The sequence below is a fragment of the Proteiniphilum sp. UBA5384 genome (assembly GCF_002410825.1).
Classification (GTDB): Bacteria; Bacteroidota; Bacteroidia; order Bacteroidales; family Dysgonomonadaceae; genus Proteiniphilum.
The window spans coordinates 16183-32200 of sequence record NZ_DHOS01000071.1; the positions used below are offsets into that span (position 1 = coordinate 16183).

Below are 16018 nucleotides of genomic sequence, written 5' to 3' on the forward strand. Positions count from 1 at the left end.
AAATCTATCCTTTAATACGTTTGGATCCGGCACTGCCCGATTTCAACAGAATCACCCCGATAAGGGTAAAGAACAGCCCCGTACCTGCTACGAAAAGTTTATAGGCAGGAGTCAATAGTCCCAAAACCGCAATGGTGAGACCAATAAAAGAAACTCCATACCCTATTACACGCATACTATATTTGTTTTCACTTTTTGCCAGTTGTATCTCTTTTTCTGAAATCCGGTCCCGTTTCTCCCGATTCCCGTTTGCCCACTCCTTATAGGAATCAAAATTAGGTGCGACCTGTTTTTTCAGGGCATATCCTATTTCAAATGCCGCCATGCAAAGGATGGGAAAAGTGACCCCCAGCACCATCTCCTGTGTCCTGTCCAATGAAAGGCCAAAAAGCGCCGGTGTGACGAATTTGAAGATACCATTCACGGCCAGGCTTACAAGCGTCGCCGTCAAAACGGAAAAAGCGGTTTGCCGTTTGGAGAATAATGTCCAGATCACAGGAAGATAAAGGGGAACCCCTGTAAGTGCCGCCAAACTGATCACCACATTGACCACTCCCCCCATCCTCGGTATCAGAAGGGCAATCAGGATACTCAACACGCCAAAGACGATGGTTGAAATACGTGCCGTCAACATCAGCGTCTTATCCGAACTATTGGGCCGCAACCGTTTAAATATATCGTTGGTAATCACACCCGAAGCAATGTTCAATTTGGAGTTCATGGCGCTGGTAGTGGCAAAAATCATTCCACCTATCATCAATCCCAGTACACCTCGCGGTAGCACTTCTTTACACATCATCAGATAAGCCCCTTCTGCTTCAATTATATCCAGTGTGGGGTTATGCACCTGGTACAACATGGGAGGAATCATCCATAAAATTGGAGTGATGAAGTAGAGGACAGCAAAGAAAAGGCCTACCTTCCTGGAGTCGGATTCAGTGCGCACACAGGTGAACCGTTGTACATACGCCCAGTTACCACCGAGGAAAATGGTATTGTATATCCCGAAGGCGATAATAAATATGAATGTGTATTCCGCATTAAAAGCATTGAAAAAGGTCTCCGGTGCTTTTGCTGCGAAACTGACGAGACCATCCACCTTGTCGATGGACAACGGAATGACGATCACCACCGCGGCAAGCAACACGATAAATTGCAGGATATCAGTAGAGACGACTGCCCACAACCCTCCGGCAGAAACATACAACACACAAAAAACACCCAGGAGGATGATGCATAAATTCAAATCGAGTCCGGTGGAGACCTCTACGATTTTTGCCACCGGATAAAGGAACGAAGCGGTGAGGAACAATGAGATAAACAGGAATAGATAGGTATATGCTTTTTGCGTGGGGATGCCTAATCTTTTATTGATATATTCCGCAACGGTCAGCGACCCGGTCCTGTGCCATCGGGGGGCTATCAGTAAACCGACGATCAAACCTGCCAGGGCCATCGTCCATTGTATGGTGATGGAGACCCACCCGTAAGCATAGGCCACCGACCCCCAAACGACAAATGTACCTGCCGAGAAAAAACCCATGAATAACGATAATCCACTCATTTGCCAGGGGACTGCTCCGCCTGCCGCAAAAAAAGAGGTCATATCCTTACCTTTCCTCGAAAAAGCCAAACCGGAAACTAAAACGCCTACGGTGAGAATAACAATCATTAGAATATCCAATATGCTCATAGTATCGTCCCTTTTAAAAATTAGCCGTTCTCTGGCAATCTTGCAATGCAAATAAGCTTATCTATTTATATTGCTTAATAAAAACGTTAAAAAAATGATATTACAATTAGTACATGACAAAGATATAGATTGCCCAAATGAACTATATGCTATTTTTACAAAATCTCCGTAAACGTTTACGAAGATAAAGAAGGGGCTGGGGGACTGAGAGAGGGGAACTGGGAGGATGGGGAGTGGTGCAGAAGTTTGGACTTGACCAGACAGCAGGGTGTTTTATCTCTTCATTTTTTTAGACAAAGGCAGCGTGGAATTTCGTATATTCAATTTTGCATCAAGGATAATGGTTTCCGCCGGTGCGTCAAAATCTTTTATTTGTTTCAATAACAACCCGGCAGCTTTTCTGCCAATCTCAAAAGTAGGCTGGAACACGCTGGTCAGTTCCATCATTCTTCCGATAGGCGATTCGGAAAAACCGGCTACTGCAATATCTTCGGGAATTCTAATTCCTCTTTTCTTCAGTTCCAGTATACAGCCGACTGCAACAGGATCGTTTATGGCAAAAATGGCATCGGGTTTTTCCTTTAAACTCATCAGATAATCAACACCTATTTTGGCCCTTTCCTGTTGTACGCCGACATACATGACAAGGTTTTCATTTAGAGGAATATCATAGGCCAGCAGTGCATTCTGATAACCTTGCATGCGCTCCTTAGTAACAGACAAGTGCTCATTACCCGCTAAATGGGCAATCCGTCTGTAACCACATTTTATTAAATGTTCTGTCACTTTGAACGCCCACTTCATATCGTCAATCACTACCTGACTTGCATTTAACTCAGAAATAACACGATTCACAAATACAATGGGCATGCGTTCATCAATCAAACGTTGATACTGTTCTATATTCCTTGAATTTTTAGCCACAGAAACGATCATTCCCTCCACCATACTCTCTTCCAGCATCTTCACATTTCTGGACTCTAATGAAGAGGATTCATTTGATTGGGAGATCAACACCTGATAACCCATTTTATTAACTACCTCCTGTATACCGATAATGATCTCGGGGAAAAAGAAAGTAATGAACTCAGGAACGACCACCCCAATCATATTACTCCGTCTTTTTAAAAGATTGCGGGCTTGAATATTTGGTTTATAACGTAACTCCTTAGCTTTCTCCAAGACCTTCTCTTTCGTAAGAGAATGTATTTCATGACTTCCGTTCAAAGCCCGGGAAACAGTCGCCACAGATATATTCAAGGCTCTGGCTATATCTTTTATGGTTGCTCTGGAGGAAGACATATATATTTATGATTTGGGAGTTAAGAATAAATTGAACCTTCGGGAGTATCTTCAATGTATCACAATTTTACTTTTATCTTTTCCGGTTTACTTTCATTGTGAAAAGCGTCCAGCGCCGTGACAACATAGGTGTACTTGATATTTCCTCTTTCATAGGGCAATACGAAAAAGTTATCGGGCGTGATTGTGATGATATTTTCGGCCCGTTTAATATCTACTTTTTCTCCGTTGCGGAAACGGTAGATAACAAACCGTTGTGCCGATTCGGGATTTGACGGCTCCTTCTTATGTTCCCATGTAAGGAAATGCATATCTTCGGTATACACATCGGCTAATTTCTTCACGGCAGCAGGAGTCCCTTTATGCAGATGAGTATAAGCCGGGATCAATGCTTTGGCACGGTGAATATCGGTTCTCAATACATCTGCAACTCCGGCGAAATTATCCAGTATCTGGTATCCGTACCAGTAACAATTGCCGTGTACGAAAGACATCTCCCGCGATTGGCGGATTTTTACGTTCAACTCGTTCTTATCGATGCTTCGCTTCAGGTCTTGCCCTATATAGAGGTGCTGTTCAAAATTATTGGCATTCCACCAGTGCAGCAGGGTGGTATAATCGGCAGCGCTATGTCCGATCTCCCAATAGAGTTGCGGAAGGTTATAATCGATCCACCCTTTCTCCACCCACAGTTTGATATCGGCATAAAGGTCGTCGTAATTCTGCAAACCGTTGGTATCACTACCGTTCGGATCACTGCGCTTATTGCGGTAAATCCCGAAAGGACTGATGCCGAAACGCACCCACGGCTTGGTGCCGGCAATCGTTAATTTTATCTGTTGGATAAGTAGATTTACATTATTTCGCCGCCAGTCACCTCGTTGGGAAGAGGAAAATCCTTGTGATGCGGCATACATGTTAAAACTCTTATCATCCGGGAAAGAGGTGCCCGCTATGGGATAAGGATAAAAATAATCATCCATGTGGATAGCATCCACATCATAGCGCGAAACGATATCCTGTACCACATCACAGATAAAACCGCGATTTTCAGGCAATCCCGGATCAAAAAAGAGTTGGGTCCCAAACTGCACAAAACGTTCGGGATGCTTCCAGTAGATATGATTTTGTGAGAGTGTGTTACTAATATTGGTTTTCACCCTATAAGGGTTTAACCAGGCATGGAGTTCCATCCCCCGTTTATGACACTCTTCAATGATAAACGCCAAGGGGTCGAAAGAGGGATCGTCAGGTGCTTTTCCCTGTTCCCTGGTCAGGAAACGACTCCAGGGTTCCAGTTCCGAATGGTAGAAAGCATCGGCTTCGGGTCGGACCTGGAAAATCACCGCATTGATACCTGCTTCATCAAATTTCCGTACCATATCAGTCAGATAATGCTTCATGGCAGCACTGTTCATCTGACGATAACGCGATTGACCGACCGTCTGCACCCATGCGCCGCGGAACTCACGCTTCGGCGTTGCATTTGGAGTACGCGTAAGAGACTGTTTGGAAGTACCGCATCCGGCGATAAACATAACAGTAAATAATAAAAAACTTAACCGACTAAAACGAATCATAAAATTAATGTGTCAATGTAAATAATGCGCCAATGTGAATAATTAAAGCTTCAATTCCTATGGGATAAAAATATGATCATCGGTCTCCAACAACTGATCTGCCAGATGCTGTTTGGGATAAACTACGATACGGTTATGGTGTGGAAAACGATTCTCTAAACGGTTCGGTAAATTTTCCAGCACAGGGATATGGGAAATATATCCTGTGTGTGCAGAAATCAGAATAATCAAATCATCTTTCTTGATCCTATCTCCGCAGGATAAAGGATTACTCCAGTCCTCGAAGGGCTGAAAAGTGAAGTTTCCCGACTTTTTCCGTCCGGCAATCATCCCCTGGGTGTCAGGATGACCCAGGTGCAATACCGGAATCGACAGTTCAGAAGAAAGTTTTTCCACCTTGCTCACCCATAATCCGAATCCATCTTCCTTTTCCGCCAACGGCGGGGAAATCACTACAATACGTTTATTCGAAATAAGGTTTTGTTCCACATGGCAGACAAACAAGTTTTTATCCGTACTCTTAATGATCAGATCGACTTTCTCTCCCAGCAATTTATCCAAAAAACCCACTTTACCCGGCCATCCCAAAATCACGATATCCGCCATTGTCTCACGGGCTGTCCGTGCAATGCCATCCGCCGGATTGTGGTCGATGGTAGTGATAATATCCACTTTCACCTCAGCGGCCATAGCCTTGGAGACAAGTCCCTGCAGCTGTTTCCTGAAACTCACGATATTCTTTTCCGCCTCCTGGTTATTAGGCACGACCCCCAATAAAGAGACGGGATTTACTGATTTCTTATCTTTCAGTAACAATGCCAGCTCCACATGTTGACCGATATTGGTAGGGTTGGCAATAGGCACCAGAATTTTCTCCTGTGCAAACTCTCCCATAGAAGAAGGTGTCAGCGGTTCATTCTCTTCACTGATCGCAATCTTTTTTGCCGCTCTCTGCGTAAAGATAGAAGCCACTATGCAGGTAATCAGAATAAGGATAATGGTACCGTTCAAAATATACTCGTCCAGCAGTTCAGCCCTGTAGCCGACGAGGATAATGGCAAGGGTAGCAGCGGCATGCGAACTGCTCAACCCGAAAATAAGTGACCGTTGGGTAGTTGAGTAATGAAACGTTTTTTGTGTAACCCATGCTGCCAACCATTTACCTACTAATGCCATCAAGGTAAGTATTAACGCCACGACAAGTGTACGAGGCCCGTCCAATACCACGGAAACGTCCACCAACATTCCTACCGAGATCAAAAAAATAGGGATAAAAAGTGCATTACCGAAGAACTCAATCCGGTTCATCAATGCTGACGAGTGAGGAATTAACCTATTGAGTGCGAGTCCAGCGGCAAATGCACCGATGATAGGTTCAATTCCTCCCAGCTCCACAAGGAAGCCTGCAAAAAAGACCACAAGAAGTACAAAAATGAAAGTAGAATATTTCTCGGATGTAGCTCTCTGAAAAAACCACTTGGCAATACGAGGTACTACCAGAAAAATAATCAGAGAGAAGAGCAATAGTGAGAGCAACAGCTTTATAAGGAAAACTATATCAAGCCCTCCGTTGCTATTGGATAAAACCAATGCCAGGATAATTAAGACTGCCGTATCGGTAAGGATAGTACCTCCTACTGTGATAGCAACTGCCTGATTACGCGCTATTCCCATACGGCTCACAATTGGATAAGCCACCAAGGTATGGGTAGAGAACATACTGGCTGTAAGAAAACTGGCATCTGGACTGTAACCGAGCAGATAATGACAAACGGGATAACCTACAATCAGCGGGATAATAAAAGTAAAAAAACCAAAGGCCAGACTTCTGTTTTTGTGAAGTACAAATTCACCCAAATCGAGTTCTAATCCCACAATAAACATAATATACAACAATCCTATGGTCGAGAACATTTCCACACCCGCATGGGTATTATCGATCCAGTTAAGTCCGTGGGGGCCTACGATAACTCCTGCTATAATCAATCCTATAATACTAGGGACATTGATTCTTTTTAGCAGAATAGGTGCCAGAAGCACTATCGACAGAAGCACAGCAAATATCAATACCGGATTGGAAAACGGTAAGGTAAATTCATGTTGGATTTCTGATAGAAAAGTTTCCATAGAATGACTTTTGATCTATAAGCACCTACAAATATAATTATTCTATTTCATTTATCCGACAGCAGGTCTCTTTTTGTCGAATGCTGTTTATCTGCAGATGTGGAAAAAACTAAACAATAAAGTCCAGTCAATTGTTGAAAGAAGCACATTGTTTTTGGAGATAAAATCCTTATCTTTGTGGGTTATAGCAAAGTTATATGAGCAATTCAAAGCAGATCGAAATAAAGGGTGCACGCGTCAACAACCTCAAAAACATCGACGTGAATATCCCACGCAATACTTTCACAGTTATCACGGGACTTTCAGGGTCAGGAAAATCATCGCTTGCTTTCGACACGTTGTATGCCGAAGGGCAACGACGTTATGTGGAAAGCCTCTCGGCTTATGCGCGGCAGTTCCTCGGACGGATGAACAAGCCGGAATGTGATTATATCAAAGGAATTCCTCCCGCCATCGCCATCGAGCAGAAGACCACTTCCCGCAACCCGCGATCCACAGTAGGTACTTCTACCGAAATATATGAATACCTGCGGCTACTCTATGCCCGCATCGGCAAGACTATTTCTCCAATCTCAGGCAAGGAGGTAAAACGCCATTACGTACATGATGTGATAGCAAAGATGGAGGAATACCGCGAGGGCACCCGTATGGCCGTACTCTCGCATATACAGTTGCGAAACGGCCGCGACCTGCGTGGTCAACTGGAGATACTGTGGAAAGAGGGTTTCACCCGGGTGGATGTTGGTGAACAGTTCTACCGGATCGACGAATTGCTTGAACAAAAGAAACTACCATCGGAAGGCGAAGTGTTGCTGGTAATTGACCGTCTTTCCTGTTCTTCCGATAAGGCAACGGTGAATCGTCTCTCCGACTCGGTAGAGACCGCATTTCTCGAAGGCAATGGTGAATGTATTGTCCGTTTCTGGAGTGAGAATGGAATAGAATCCTTCACTTTCTCCAACCGTTTCGAGGCGGACGGCATCACTTTTGAAGAGCCCACTGAAATGATGTTCAATTTCAACAGTCCTGCCGGGGCTTGCCCTAAATGCGAAGGATTCGGAAAGGTGGTCGGTATCGATGAAAATCTGGTAATCCCCGACAAGAGCCTCTCGGTGCAGGAAGAGTGTGTCCAATGCTGGAGAGGAGAAAAGATGAGTGAATGGAGACAGGAGTTCATCCACAATGCCTATAAAGTAGATTTCCCGATCCACCGCGCCTATTATGACCTGACAGAAGAAGAAAAAGATATCCTCTGGAACGGACACCACAGCACCGGCATTTACGGCATCAATGATTTTTTCGGGATGCTGGAGAAAAACCTCTATAAAATACAATATAGGGTGATGCTTGCCCGTTACCGTGGCAAGACGACTTGCCCCGTCTGCAAAGGGTCACGTCTCAAAAAGGAAGTATCCTATGTAAAAGTAGGTGGAAAATCTATTACTGAACTGGTTGTGATGCCGGTCACGGAGTTGAAAGAGTTCTTCGATCAACTTAACCTCAATGAAACCGATGCAGCTATAGCAGAACGACTGCTTACAGAGATCAGAAACCGGATACAGTTTCTGCTGAATGTAGGCTTGGGATATCTCACCCTTAACCGGTTATCGAATACCCTTTCCGGAGGCGAAAGCCAGCGTATCAATCTGGTATCATCACTGGGCAGTAGCCTGGTAGGATCACTTTATATCCTCGATGAACCGAGCATAGGCCTTCATTCACGTGATACCCACCTGCTCATCAGCGTATTGCAGGATTTACAACATATGGGAAATACAGTGGTAGTAGTGGAGCACGATGAAGAAATCATCCGTGCCGCAGATTATATTATCGACATAGGCCCCAAGGCCGGCCGCCTGGGAGGAGAAGTGGTATACCAGGGCAAGGTGGCTGAACTGGAGGAAAAAAGCGACAGTTACACCGTGAAGTACCTCACCGGTGAAGAGAAAATTGAGATCCCCAGGATACGCCGCAAATGGAATAACTACATCGAAGTGAAGGGTGCACGACAGAATAATCTGAAAAATATCGATGTGAAATTCCCATTGAATGTGATGACAGTAGTGACGGGTGTCAGTGGTTCGGGCAAATCATCGCTTGTGAACGATGTACTTTTCAATTCATTACAACATCACTATAAAGGAGCGGCATTGGAACATGCCGAATTCAATGGCATTGGGGGAGACCTCAACCTGGTGAAAGGGATAGAGTATGTAGACCAGAATCCCATCGGAAAATCGTCGCGCTCCAACCCGGTGACCTATCTCAAGGCATTCGATGAAATCCGTAAACTCTTCGCTACACAACCGCTGGCTAAGCAAATGGGTTTTTCACCGGCCTACTTCTCATTCAACGTGGAAGGAGGCCGATGTAGCGAATGTAAAGGCGAAGGAACCATTACCGTGGAGATGCAGTTTATGGCCGATATCCGATTGGAGTGTGAATCGTGCCATGGTAAACGGTTCTCAGACGAAGTATTGGAAATAGAATACAAAGGAGCCAATATTTATGATATATTGGAGATGACGGTCAACCAGGCGATCGAATTCTTCGGACAACAGAAAGGGGCAACTGAGAAGAAGATTATAAAGAAAATGCAACCCCTGCAGGATGTGGGATTAGGATATATCAAATTGGGGCAATCCTCTTCTACCCTCTCGGGCGGTGAAAACCAACGGGTGAAACTGGCCTATTATCTGGGAGAAGAAAAAGCCCAGCCAACTATCTTTATCTTCGACGAACCGACTACCGGCCTGCATTTCCACGATATAAAAACACTGCTACAGGCTTTCAACGCATTGATAGAGCGCGGCCATACGGTGATCATTATCGAACACAATATGGAAATCATCAAATGCGCCGATCATGTCATCGACATTGGGCCGGAGGGAGGAAAAGCCGGCGGGCAGATCGTCTGCGAAGGGACTCCCGAGCAGATTATAAAATGTAAACAGTCACATACCGGCCGTTTCCTGAAAGAAAAACTCCATTAAATCAGATTCCTTCCAACCCAAAAGGCAACTATTATAAGCAGTATGGCGATAGCTGACCATCTGCCGAAAAAGAACTTTCCAATTTTTGGATGACGCTTTTTTCCTCCAAGATATTCCTGGTAAATACCCAGAAAAATATAAGGTAGAGCCAACACCATAAAGGCATTGTATCTCAACGCAGCACCTACATTGAAATGAAGAAGACTGTGGATAGCCCTTTGTGAACCGCAACCGGGGCATTCATAGCCGGTGGCAAGCAAAAAGGGACACTTCGGGAAAAGGGGCTGCATTTCCGGGTTGAAAGTATAAAATATATAAAGCGCCGCTATAATCAGTAAAATTATAGCTGCGCCTATTCCTATTTTCACTCCTTTATGCACAACAGCGCTTAAAAATTATAACCGCTTGCATTGTTCTCGATGATGTTCTCCATATATTCCGGTAAATTACCGGTAAGAAACATAATTATCCAGAGGATTACATACAATAGCGCAGCGCCGATGGAAATAAATACCCACATTTTTGCTTTTTGAGCCGACCGTTCTGCTTCTTCATATTGCCCCCTAAAGTAAAACGAATCAACTTTGGTAGCATAAATGATTGCCACAATTCCAAAGGGAATACAGCAAAGTATAGTAACCAGAATCGATTGCCATAACCAATTACTTGGTTTTAACGGCGGGACATCGTTCACCGTAGGCTCCTGTATCGGTGGAGGCGGTGGAGTGTGAATTTTACCATAGGAATTATCCTGTTGGTCCGGATTGTTTTGATTTTCCATTATTCTATATGATTAAGTATTTAACAAATCACTTACTCCGGCAAAAGAACCGACAAACACAAATACCAGCACCACGGCAATAATCAGGAGAAGTACCCAACCAATAGCGATCCACATGGCTATTTTCGTCCATTTTGCGGCAGAACGGGAAGACTCTAATGAAGCTGCATAATCACCCCTATTATAGAAAGATTCCACCTGTGCAGCATATATGATGCCGATAATGCCGAGCAGGCTTAACACACTGCTACAAAACATAAATGGCAAAATCGTCACCAGAATGGATTCCACCAACCATGTTTTGGGCATGGGTTGCGGTATGGTGGCAGATGACTCCACTGTTACCTGGGGGGGACTATTATATGTGCCGGAAAACAGGAAGCGCAGTTCATCTGTCTCTTCTGCTCTTTTCCATTGTTCCATACCTTGTGTCCACACAAGTGTATCACGCTTTATACCCTCCTGTCTCAGTTCTTCGGGCGAAAAAGTCCCTTTTTGCTTCCCTTCAGCATCGATATAAAAGTAGCGGTTCATAAATCTTGAATTTTATTTATAATTTTGGGGTGTAATTTGTAGCGAACGGATAGTCTGCCCATTCTCGTTAATGTAAACATATTCAATGACCACATTGTTCTCCTTAAAAAAACGAAGATCGGGATTCATTGAGAATTCCTTCCCGATATTCTCCTTTAACAATTGTAATCCATGCTTCACTAACGAATCAGGATTGGATGTATTCAGCACCGTATAGCGATACTGGAATATATTACCGGACATTACCGAAGCACCTTCAAACCGCGTATACTGGTCAAGCATCACCGGCACCGATTCATTGAGCCCAATTGCCATCTCTTGTAACTTCTTGTTGAGAGCCTTTTCAGGTGAAGTACATCCTATCAGATACAAAGAAAAGAACACAATAGACAGGGTGAAAATTATTTTTCGCATATCTTCATTTTATAATACAAATTTATGCAAAAATCGGGATATTTGGATAACTATCGACATGAAATATGAGAAAGAGATAAAAAGCATTTGGCAGAATGTCTCTCGACACTCTGCCAAATAGTTAACCTTAAATCTAATACTATTATGAAAAAACCACGATGCAAATATAAAAAAGAAATTAAATACACGCAAATAATTTCAATAAAAAATAAAAAAATGCCTATTTTTGTCAAATTGTAAGTAAAATCAAACAATAGGCAAGCCCATCCCTGTTATTTTGCGATACAAATCGAGCGCATAGACATCCGTCATACCCGATATATAATCAATAACGGATTGAATTTTTCCATATAGAGTAGGAAAATCTGTTTCATACTGTTCAGGTATCCTGTCGAGAAGGAGCTTCGAATATGCATGATCCGGATTCCGAATAGCATCCGTAAACACCTCCAACAGGTACCCAATGATACGATGACCGGCCAATTCAATGTCCAACACATCTTTAGATCGATATATATGCTTCAAGGCAAATTCCGCACACCTCCCATAGGCATCTGCGACCCAAGGTGAAATATTTCCGGTAAGTGTACCTGTGAACTCTCCGGCAAGAATTCTTTCCTCATTGGCAAGAAACAACCCTGCACACTCATTGACCAACAAGCCAATCACTCCCGAACGCAAATAGGCAATCTGCTCGTTCACATCGTGCACATACGACAGAGTGCTTATACGTCGTTGTCTGCTTTCTCCTTCAAAAAAACCCAGTAGTAGTTCTATTGTTCTTTCTGTGGAAAGAAGCCTCAATTTATGTGCATCCTCGATATCCATTACCTGGTAACAGATATCATCGGCAGCTTCCACCAGATAAACCAGCGGATAACGTACAAATTTCAATGGTTGCTCCTGCTGTTTTATAATGCCGAGGTCCGCGGCTATCAATCGGTAATCTTCCTCTTCTGAGGCAAAGAATCCGAATTTATTTTTTCCTCCGCTCAATTCTGAAGAATAGGGGTATTTCACGATAGAGGCAAGCGTAGAATAGGTCATGGCAAAACCACCTCTCCTTCTTCCCCTGAACTGATGCATCAACAATCGTATCGCATTGGCATTTCCTTCAAAGCAGGTGAAATCACTCCAACGCCCTCCTTCCTCCTCGATTTCCCGCCTCTGACCAACGCCCTTTCCTTCGGAAAAAAAAGTGGATATAGCTTTTTCACCTGAATGTCCGAACGGCGGATTTCCCATATCATGGGCAAGACATGCGGCTGCAACTATTGACCCGATTTCCTCAAAATGAGCTTCCGAACGGGGATACTTTTTACGTAATTCACGACTTATATTCTCTCCCATCGAACGACCGACACTAGCGACTTCCAGGCTATGTGTCAGCCGATTATGCACAAATACACTCCCCGGCAGGGGGAATACCTGTGTCTTATTCTGCAATCGCCGGAAAGGCGACGAAAATATCAACCGGTCGTAATCACGTTGATACTCGGTACGTTCATGTTTTTTGCCATTTTCATAATGCTCCATTCCAAATCTCTTGGCAGACAATAATCGTTCCCAGTCCATATAATATTTTTATTTTATACAGACAAAGATAGTACCAACTGACCGAAAATCCGACCTGTTGACATTTTTTTGATAAGATTATCGAGAAGATACCAGCGAAATTCCCATAAATAAGACTAAATTTGTACTCTTATTACAGAAAGGTTTATCAATGACTGATATTATCAAGCACGAGTGTGGGATTGCAGTAATCCGCCTCCTCAAACCCCTCAATTATTATTACAATAAATACGGGACGTGGCAATACGGACTGGACAAAATGTACCTGCTCATGGAAAAACAACACAACCGAGGGCAGGAAGGAGCCGGATTAGGGGCTGTAAAATTGGAAGCTTCCCCCGGCAATGAATTTATTTTCAGGGAAAGGGCATTGGGGTCGGGTGCCATATCGGAAATATTTTCCAATATACATTCGTCATTCCAGCGATTTTCCAAAGATCAACTCAGTAACATAGAGTTTGTAAAAACATCGGTTCCTTTCGCTTCAGAACTGTTTATCGGCCATCTGCGGTATAGTACTACCGGCAAAAGTGGCCTTAGCTATGTGCATCCACTTCTACGCCGGAACAACTGGGCATCAAGAAGCCTTGCCTTAGCGGGCAATTTCAATATGACTAATGTGGACGAAATGTTCGAGCAACTGCTCAAAGAGGGACAACATCCGCGTGATTATGCCGATACGTTTGTGATGCTTGAGTCCCTGGGACATTACCTCGACCGGGAAGTACAATACCAATATGATCACCTGAATAAAGAACGGATGAATGGTCAACAGATAAGTCACGAGATCGGTGAAAGACTCGATATCCCTTTCCTGTTAAAACGGGCATCTGCCATATGGGACGGAGGTTACGCCCTTTGCGGACTGATCGGCTGCGGCGATGCTTTTGTTCTACGTGACCCATGGGGTATCCGTTCGGCCTTTTACTACCATGACGATGAAATCGCCGTGGTAGCATCGGAACGGCCGGTTATCCAAACAGCATTCAACCTGAAAAGAGACGATATACACGAAATACAACCCGGGGAAGCGCTTATTGTAAAACGTAACGGGTCTATCAGCTTACATCAGATCCAGGAGAAAAAAGAAAAAATCACTCCCTGTTCATTCGAGAGGATCTATTTTTCACGAGGTTCCGATCACGACATCTACCGGGAGCGGAAAAAACTGGGAGAGCTACTGGTGCCCAAGATCATGGAGACCGTAAATGGGGATTTCGACAATACGGTTTTCTCATTTATTCCCAATACGGCAGAGGTTGCCTATTTCGGTATGCTGCAAGGATTAGAGGATCATTTCAATCACAAAAAAGCACTCACCATCCTCGAAAAGGGCTACACATTGAGTAAGGAGGAGATCGATGCTATTCTCTCCAAGAGGGTCCGTTCAGAAAAAGTAGCCATCAAAGACATCAAACTGCGTACCTTTATCGCACAGGGAAATACAAGGAACGATCTGGCAGCACATGTCTATGACGTGACTTATGGCTCACTAAAACGAGGCGTCGACAGTCTGGTAATTATAGATGACAGTATTGTCCGCGGCACCACACTCAAGCAGAGTATTATCAAGATCCTGGACAGGCTCGATCCCAAAAAAATCATCATCGTATCTTCCTCACCGCAAATACGCTATCCCGACTGCTATGGCATAGATATGTCCAGAATGAGTGAATTCATCGCTTTCAAAGCAGCCATTGAACTGCTGAAAGAGCGAGGCATGCAGTCTGTAATCGACGAGACTTACAAAAAATCGGTGGCGCAGCGTCATATGAAGAAAGAACATATCATTAATTATGTAAAAGACATCTATGCCCCTTTCACAGATGAGGATATTTCCAATAAAATTGCACAGATGCTCACATCCAAGGAGATAAAAGCTGAAGTAAAAATCGTTTTCCAAAGTATAGAAGACCTTCATAAAGCATGTCCCAATAACGGAGGAGACTGGTACTTTTCGGGGGATTACCCTACTCCCGGCGGAAACCGGCTTGTAAACAACGCGTTTATCAATTATATTGAGGGTCAGGAGAACAAAGCCCAGCAATATGCGTTACAATTCTCAAAGAATGAGAAATGATTGAACGTATCATCATCATAGAAAATGTAGATCCGGTCGTTTTTTTCGGCATCAACAATAGTAATATACAGTTGATCAAAACACTGTATCCAAAGTTACGTATCGTTGCAAGAGGAAATGTGATCAAAGTGATCGGTGAAGAGGAGGAATTGGCCAGCTTCGAGGAAAAGATGCACGAACTGGAGAAATTCAGTAACGAGATGAATATGTTGAAAGAGGAGGATATCCTCGATATTGTAAAAGGTAAGGCTCCCGCCATTGTGAATGTGGATAATCTTATCATCCATGGTCTGAACGGGAAACCAATCCTTGCCCGTACCGCCAATCAAAAGAAACTGGTGGAGGCCTTCGATGAAAACGATATGGTATTTGCCATTGGCCCGGCCGGTTCGGGGAAAACCTATACTGCCATAGCACTGGCAGTCCGTGCACTGAAAACAAAGAAAGTACGAAAAATCATCCTCAGCCGTCCCGCCGTGGAAGCAGGCGAGAAACTGGGATTCCTGCCCGGAGATATGAAGGAAAAGATAGACCCTTATCTTCAACCGTTATACGATGCGTTAGAGGATATGATCCCTCCATTAAAACTGAAAGAATATATCGAAAACAAAATCATACAAATTGCACCGCTCGCTTTTATGCGGGGACGTACTTTGAATGATGCAGTCATCATTCTGGATGAAGCGCAGAATACTACCAAGCCGCAGATAAAGATGTTCCTGACAAGGTTGGGGTTAAATGGCAAGATGATTATCACAGGTGATATCACCCAAATCGACCTACCCAATTCACAGCAGTCTGGATTGGTCCATTCCCTGCAGATATTAAAAGATATTAGAGGTATAGGTACAGTAGAATTCAACAAGAAGGATATTGTACGCCATAAACTCGTACAGAGGATTGTGGAAGCATATGAAAATCAATAAATCATCAAATCAG

Annotated in this window: 12 protein-coding genes; 3 read left to right on the forward strand and 9 right to left on the reverse strand. The window is 43.8% G+C overall.

Annotated elements, in window-relative coordinates:
* Positions 1-4: 4 nt before the first annotated feature.
* The 4 genes from B4G81_RS13885 to B4G81_RS13900 form a co-directional block, all read right to left on the reverse strand.
* Entirely contained in the window at positions 5-1693 is a 1689-nt protein-coding gene (locus tag B4G81_RS13885; RefSeq protein WP_294083518.1) for a sodium:solute symporter family protein, read from the reverse strand.
* A gap of 273 nt (positions 1694-1966) precedes the next feature.
* On the reverse strand, positions 1967-2995 hold the full coding sequence (locus tag B4G81_RS13890) for a LacI family DNA-binding transcriptional regulator (RefSeq protein WP_294083520.1): 1029 nt from the start codon (positions 2993-2995) through the stop codon (positions 1967-1969).
* A gap of 59 nt (positions 2996-3054) precedes the next feature.
* Positions 3055-4575 (reverse strand): glycoside hydrolase family 10 protein, encoded by a 1521-nt coding sequence (locus B4G81_RS13895; protein WP_294083522.1) that lies wholly within the window; start codon positions 4573-4575, stop codon positions 3055-3057.
* A gap of 57 nt (positions 4576-4632) precedes the next feature.
* Positions 4633-6702, reverse strand: coding sequence for a cation:proton antiporter (locus tag B4G81_RS13900; RefSeq protein ID WP_294083524.1), 2070 nt, complete (start codon positions 6700-6702; stop codon positions 4633-4635).
* 197 nt (positions 6703-6899) lie between these two features.
* On the opposite strand from B4G81_RS13900, the gene uvrA reads away from it, so the two are divergent.
* Complete coding sequence (gene uvrA, locus B4G81_RS13905) at positions 6900-9695, forward strand: excinuclease ABC subunit UvrA (RefSeq protein WP_294083526.1); 2796 nt, start codon at positions 6900-6902, stop codon at positions 9693-9695.
* Here the strand turns inward: uvrA and B4G81_RS13910 are convergent.
* From B4G81_RS13910 to dgt, 5 genes are all read right to left on the reverse strand, one after another.
* The gene (locus B4G81_RS13910) at positions 9692-10063 is read right to left on the reverse strand and encodes a DUF2752 domain-containing protein (RefSeq protein ID WP_294083528.1); all 372 of its coding nucleotides are present in this window, start codon (positions 10061-10063) and stop codon (positions 9692-9694) included. The two genes, uvrA and B4G81_RS13910, sit on opposite strands and share 4 nt — an antisense overlap.
* A 20-nt stretch (positions 10064-10083) precedes the next feature.
* The gene (locus tag B4G81_RS13915; protein ID WP_294083530.1) at positions 10084-10476 is read right to left on the reverse strand and encodes a CD225/dispanin family protein; all 393 of its coding nucleotides are present in this window, start codon (positions 10474-10476) and stop codon (positions 10084-10086) included.
* Between the two features lie 12 nt (positions 10477-10488).
* Positions 10489-11010 (reverse strand): GYF domain-containing protein, encoded by a 522-nt coding sequence (locus tag B4G81_RS13920; RefSeq protein ID WP_294083532.1) that lies wholly within the window; start codon positions 11008-11010, stop codon positions 10489-10491.
* Between the two features lie 12 nt (positions 11011-11022).
* A complete protein-coding gene (locus B4G81_RS13925; protein ID WP_294083535.1) occupies positions 11023-11424 on the reverse strand; it encodes a hypothetical protein in 402 nt (133 codons plus the stop codon).
* A 246-nt stretch (positions 11425-11670) separates the two neighbouring features.
* Entirely contained in the window at positions 11671-12999 is a 1329-nt protein-coding gene (dgt, locus tag B4G81_RS13930) for a dGTP triphosphohydrolase (RefSeq protein ID WP_294083537.1), read from the reverse strand.
* A 151-nt stretch (positions 13000-13150) separates the two neighbouring features.
* Here dgt and B4G81_RS13935 point away from each other — a divergent pair, with 151 nt between their 5' ends.
* Together B4G81_RS13935 and B4G81_RS13940 are read left to right on the forward strand one after the other, a co-directional pair.
* Positions 13151-15079, forward strand: a complete 1929-nt coding sequence (locus tag B4G81_RS13935) for an amidophosphoribosyltransferase (RefSeq protein WP_294083539.1) — start codon at positions 13151-13153, stop codon at positions 15077-15079.
* A complete protein-coding gene (locus B4G81_RS13940) occupies positions 15076-16005 on the forward strand; it encodes a PhoH family protein (protein ID WP_294083541.1) in 930 nt (309 codons plus the stop codon). Before B4G81_RS13935 ends, B4G81_RS13940 begins: the two co-directional genes overlap by 4 nt.
* Positions 16006-16018: the final 13 nt, after the last annotated feature.

What these genes read in the sequence shown, in the direction of transcription:
- B4G81_RS13885 (WP_294083518.1), bottom strand. Translation starts at nt 1,693, where the DNA reads ATGAGCATATTGGATATTCTAATGATTGTTATTCTCACCGTAGGCGTT.
- B4G81_RS13890 (WP_294083520.1), bottom strand. Translation starts at nt 2,995, where the DNA reads ATGTCTTCCTCCAGAGCAACCATAAAAGATATAGCCAGAGCCTTGAAT.
- B4G81_RS13895 (WP_294083522.1), bottom strand. Translation starts at nt 4,575, where the DNA reads ATGATTCGTTTTAGTCGGTTAAGTTTTTTATTATTTACTGTTATGTTT.
- B4G81_RS13900 (WP_294083524.1), bottom strand. Translation starts at nt 6,702, where the DNA reads ATGGAAACTTTTCTATCAGAAATCCAACATGAATTTACCTTACCGTTT.
- uvrA (WP_294083526.1), top strand. Translation starts at nt 6,900, where the DNA reads ATGAGCAATTCAAAGCAGATCGAAATAAAGGGTGCACGCGTCAACAAC.
- B4G81_RS13915 (WP_294083530.1), bottom strand. Translation starts at nt 10,476, where the DNA reads ATGGAAAATCAAAACAATCCGGACCAACAGGATAATTCCTATGGTAAA.
- B4G81_RS13920 (WP_294083532.1), bottom strand. Translation starts at nt 11,010, where the DNA reads ATGAACCGCTACTTTTATATCGATGCTGAAGGGAAGCAAAAAGGGACT.
- B4G81_RS13925 (WP_294083535.1), bottom strand. Translation starts at nt 11,424, where the DNA reads ATGCGAAAAATAATTTTCACCCTGTCTATTGTGTTCTTTTCTTTGTAT.
- dgt (WP_294083537.1), bottom strand. Translation starts at nt 12,999, where the DNA reads ATGGACTGGGAACGATTATTGTCTGCCAAGAGATTTGGAATGGAGCAT.
- B4G81_RS13935 (WP_294083539.1), top strand. Translation starts at nt 13,151, where the DNA reads ATGACTGATATTATCAAGCACGAGTGTGGGATTGCAGTAATCCGCCTC.
- B4G81_RS13940 (WP_294083541.1), top strand. Translation starts at nt 15,076, where the DNA reads ATGATTGAACGTATCATCATCATAGAAAATGTAGATCCGGTCGTTTTT.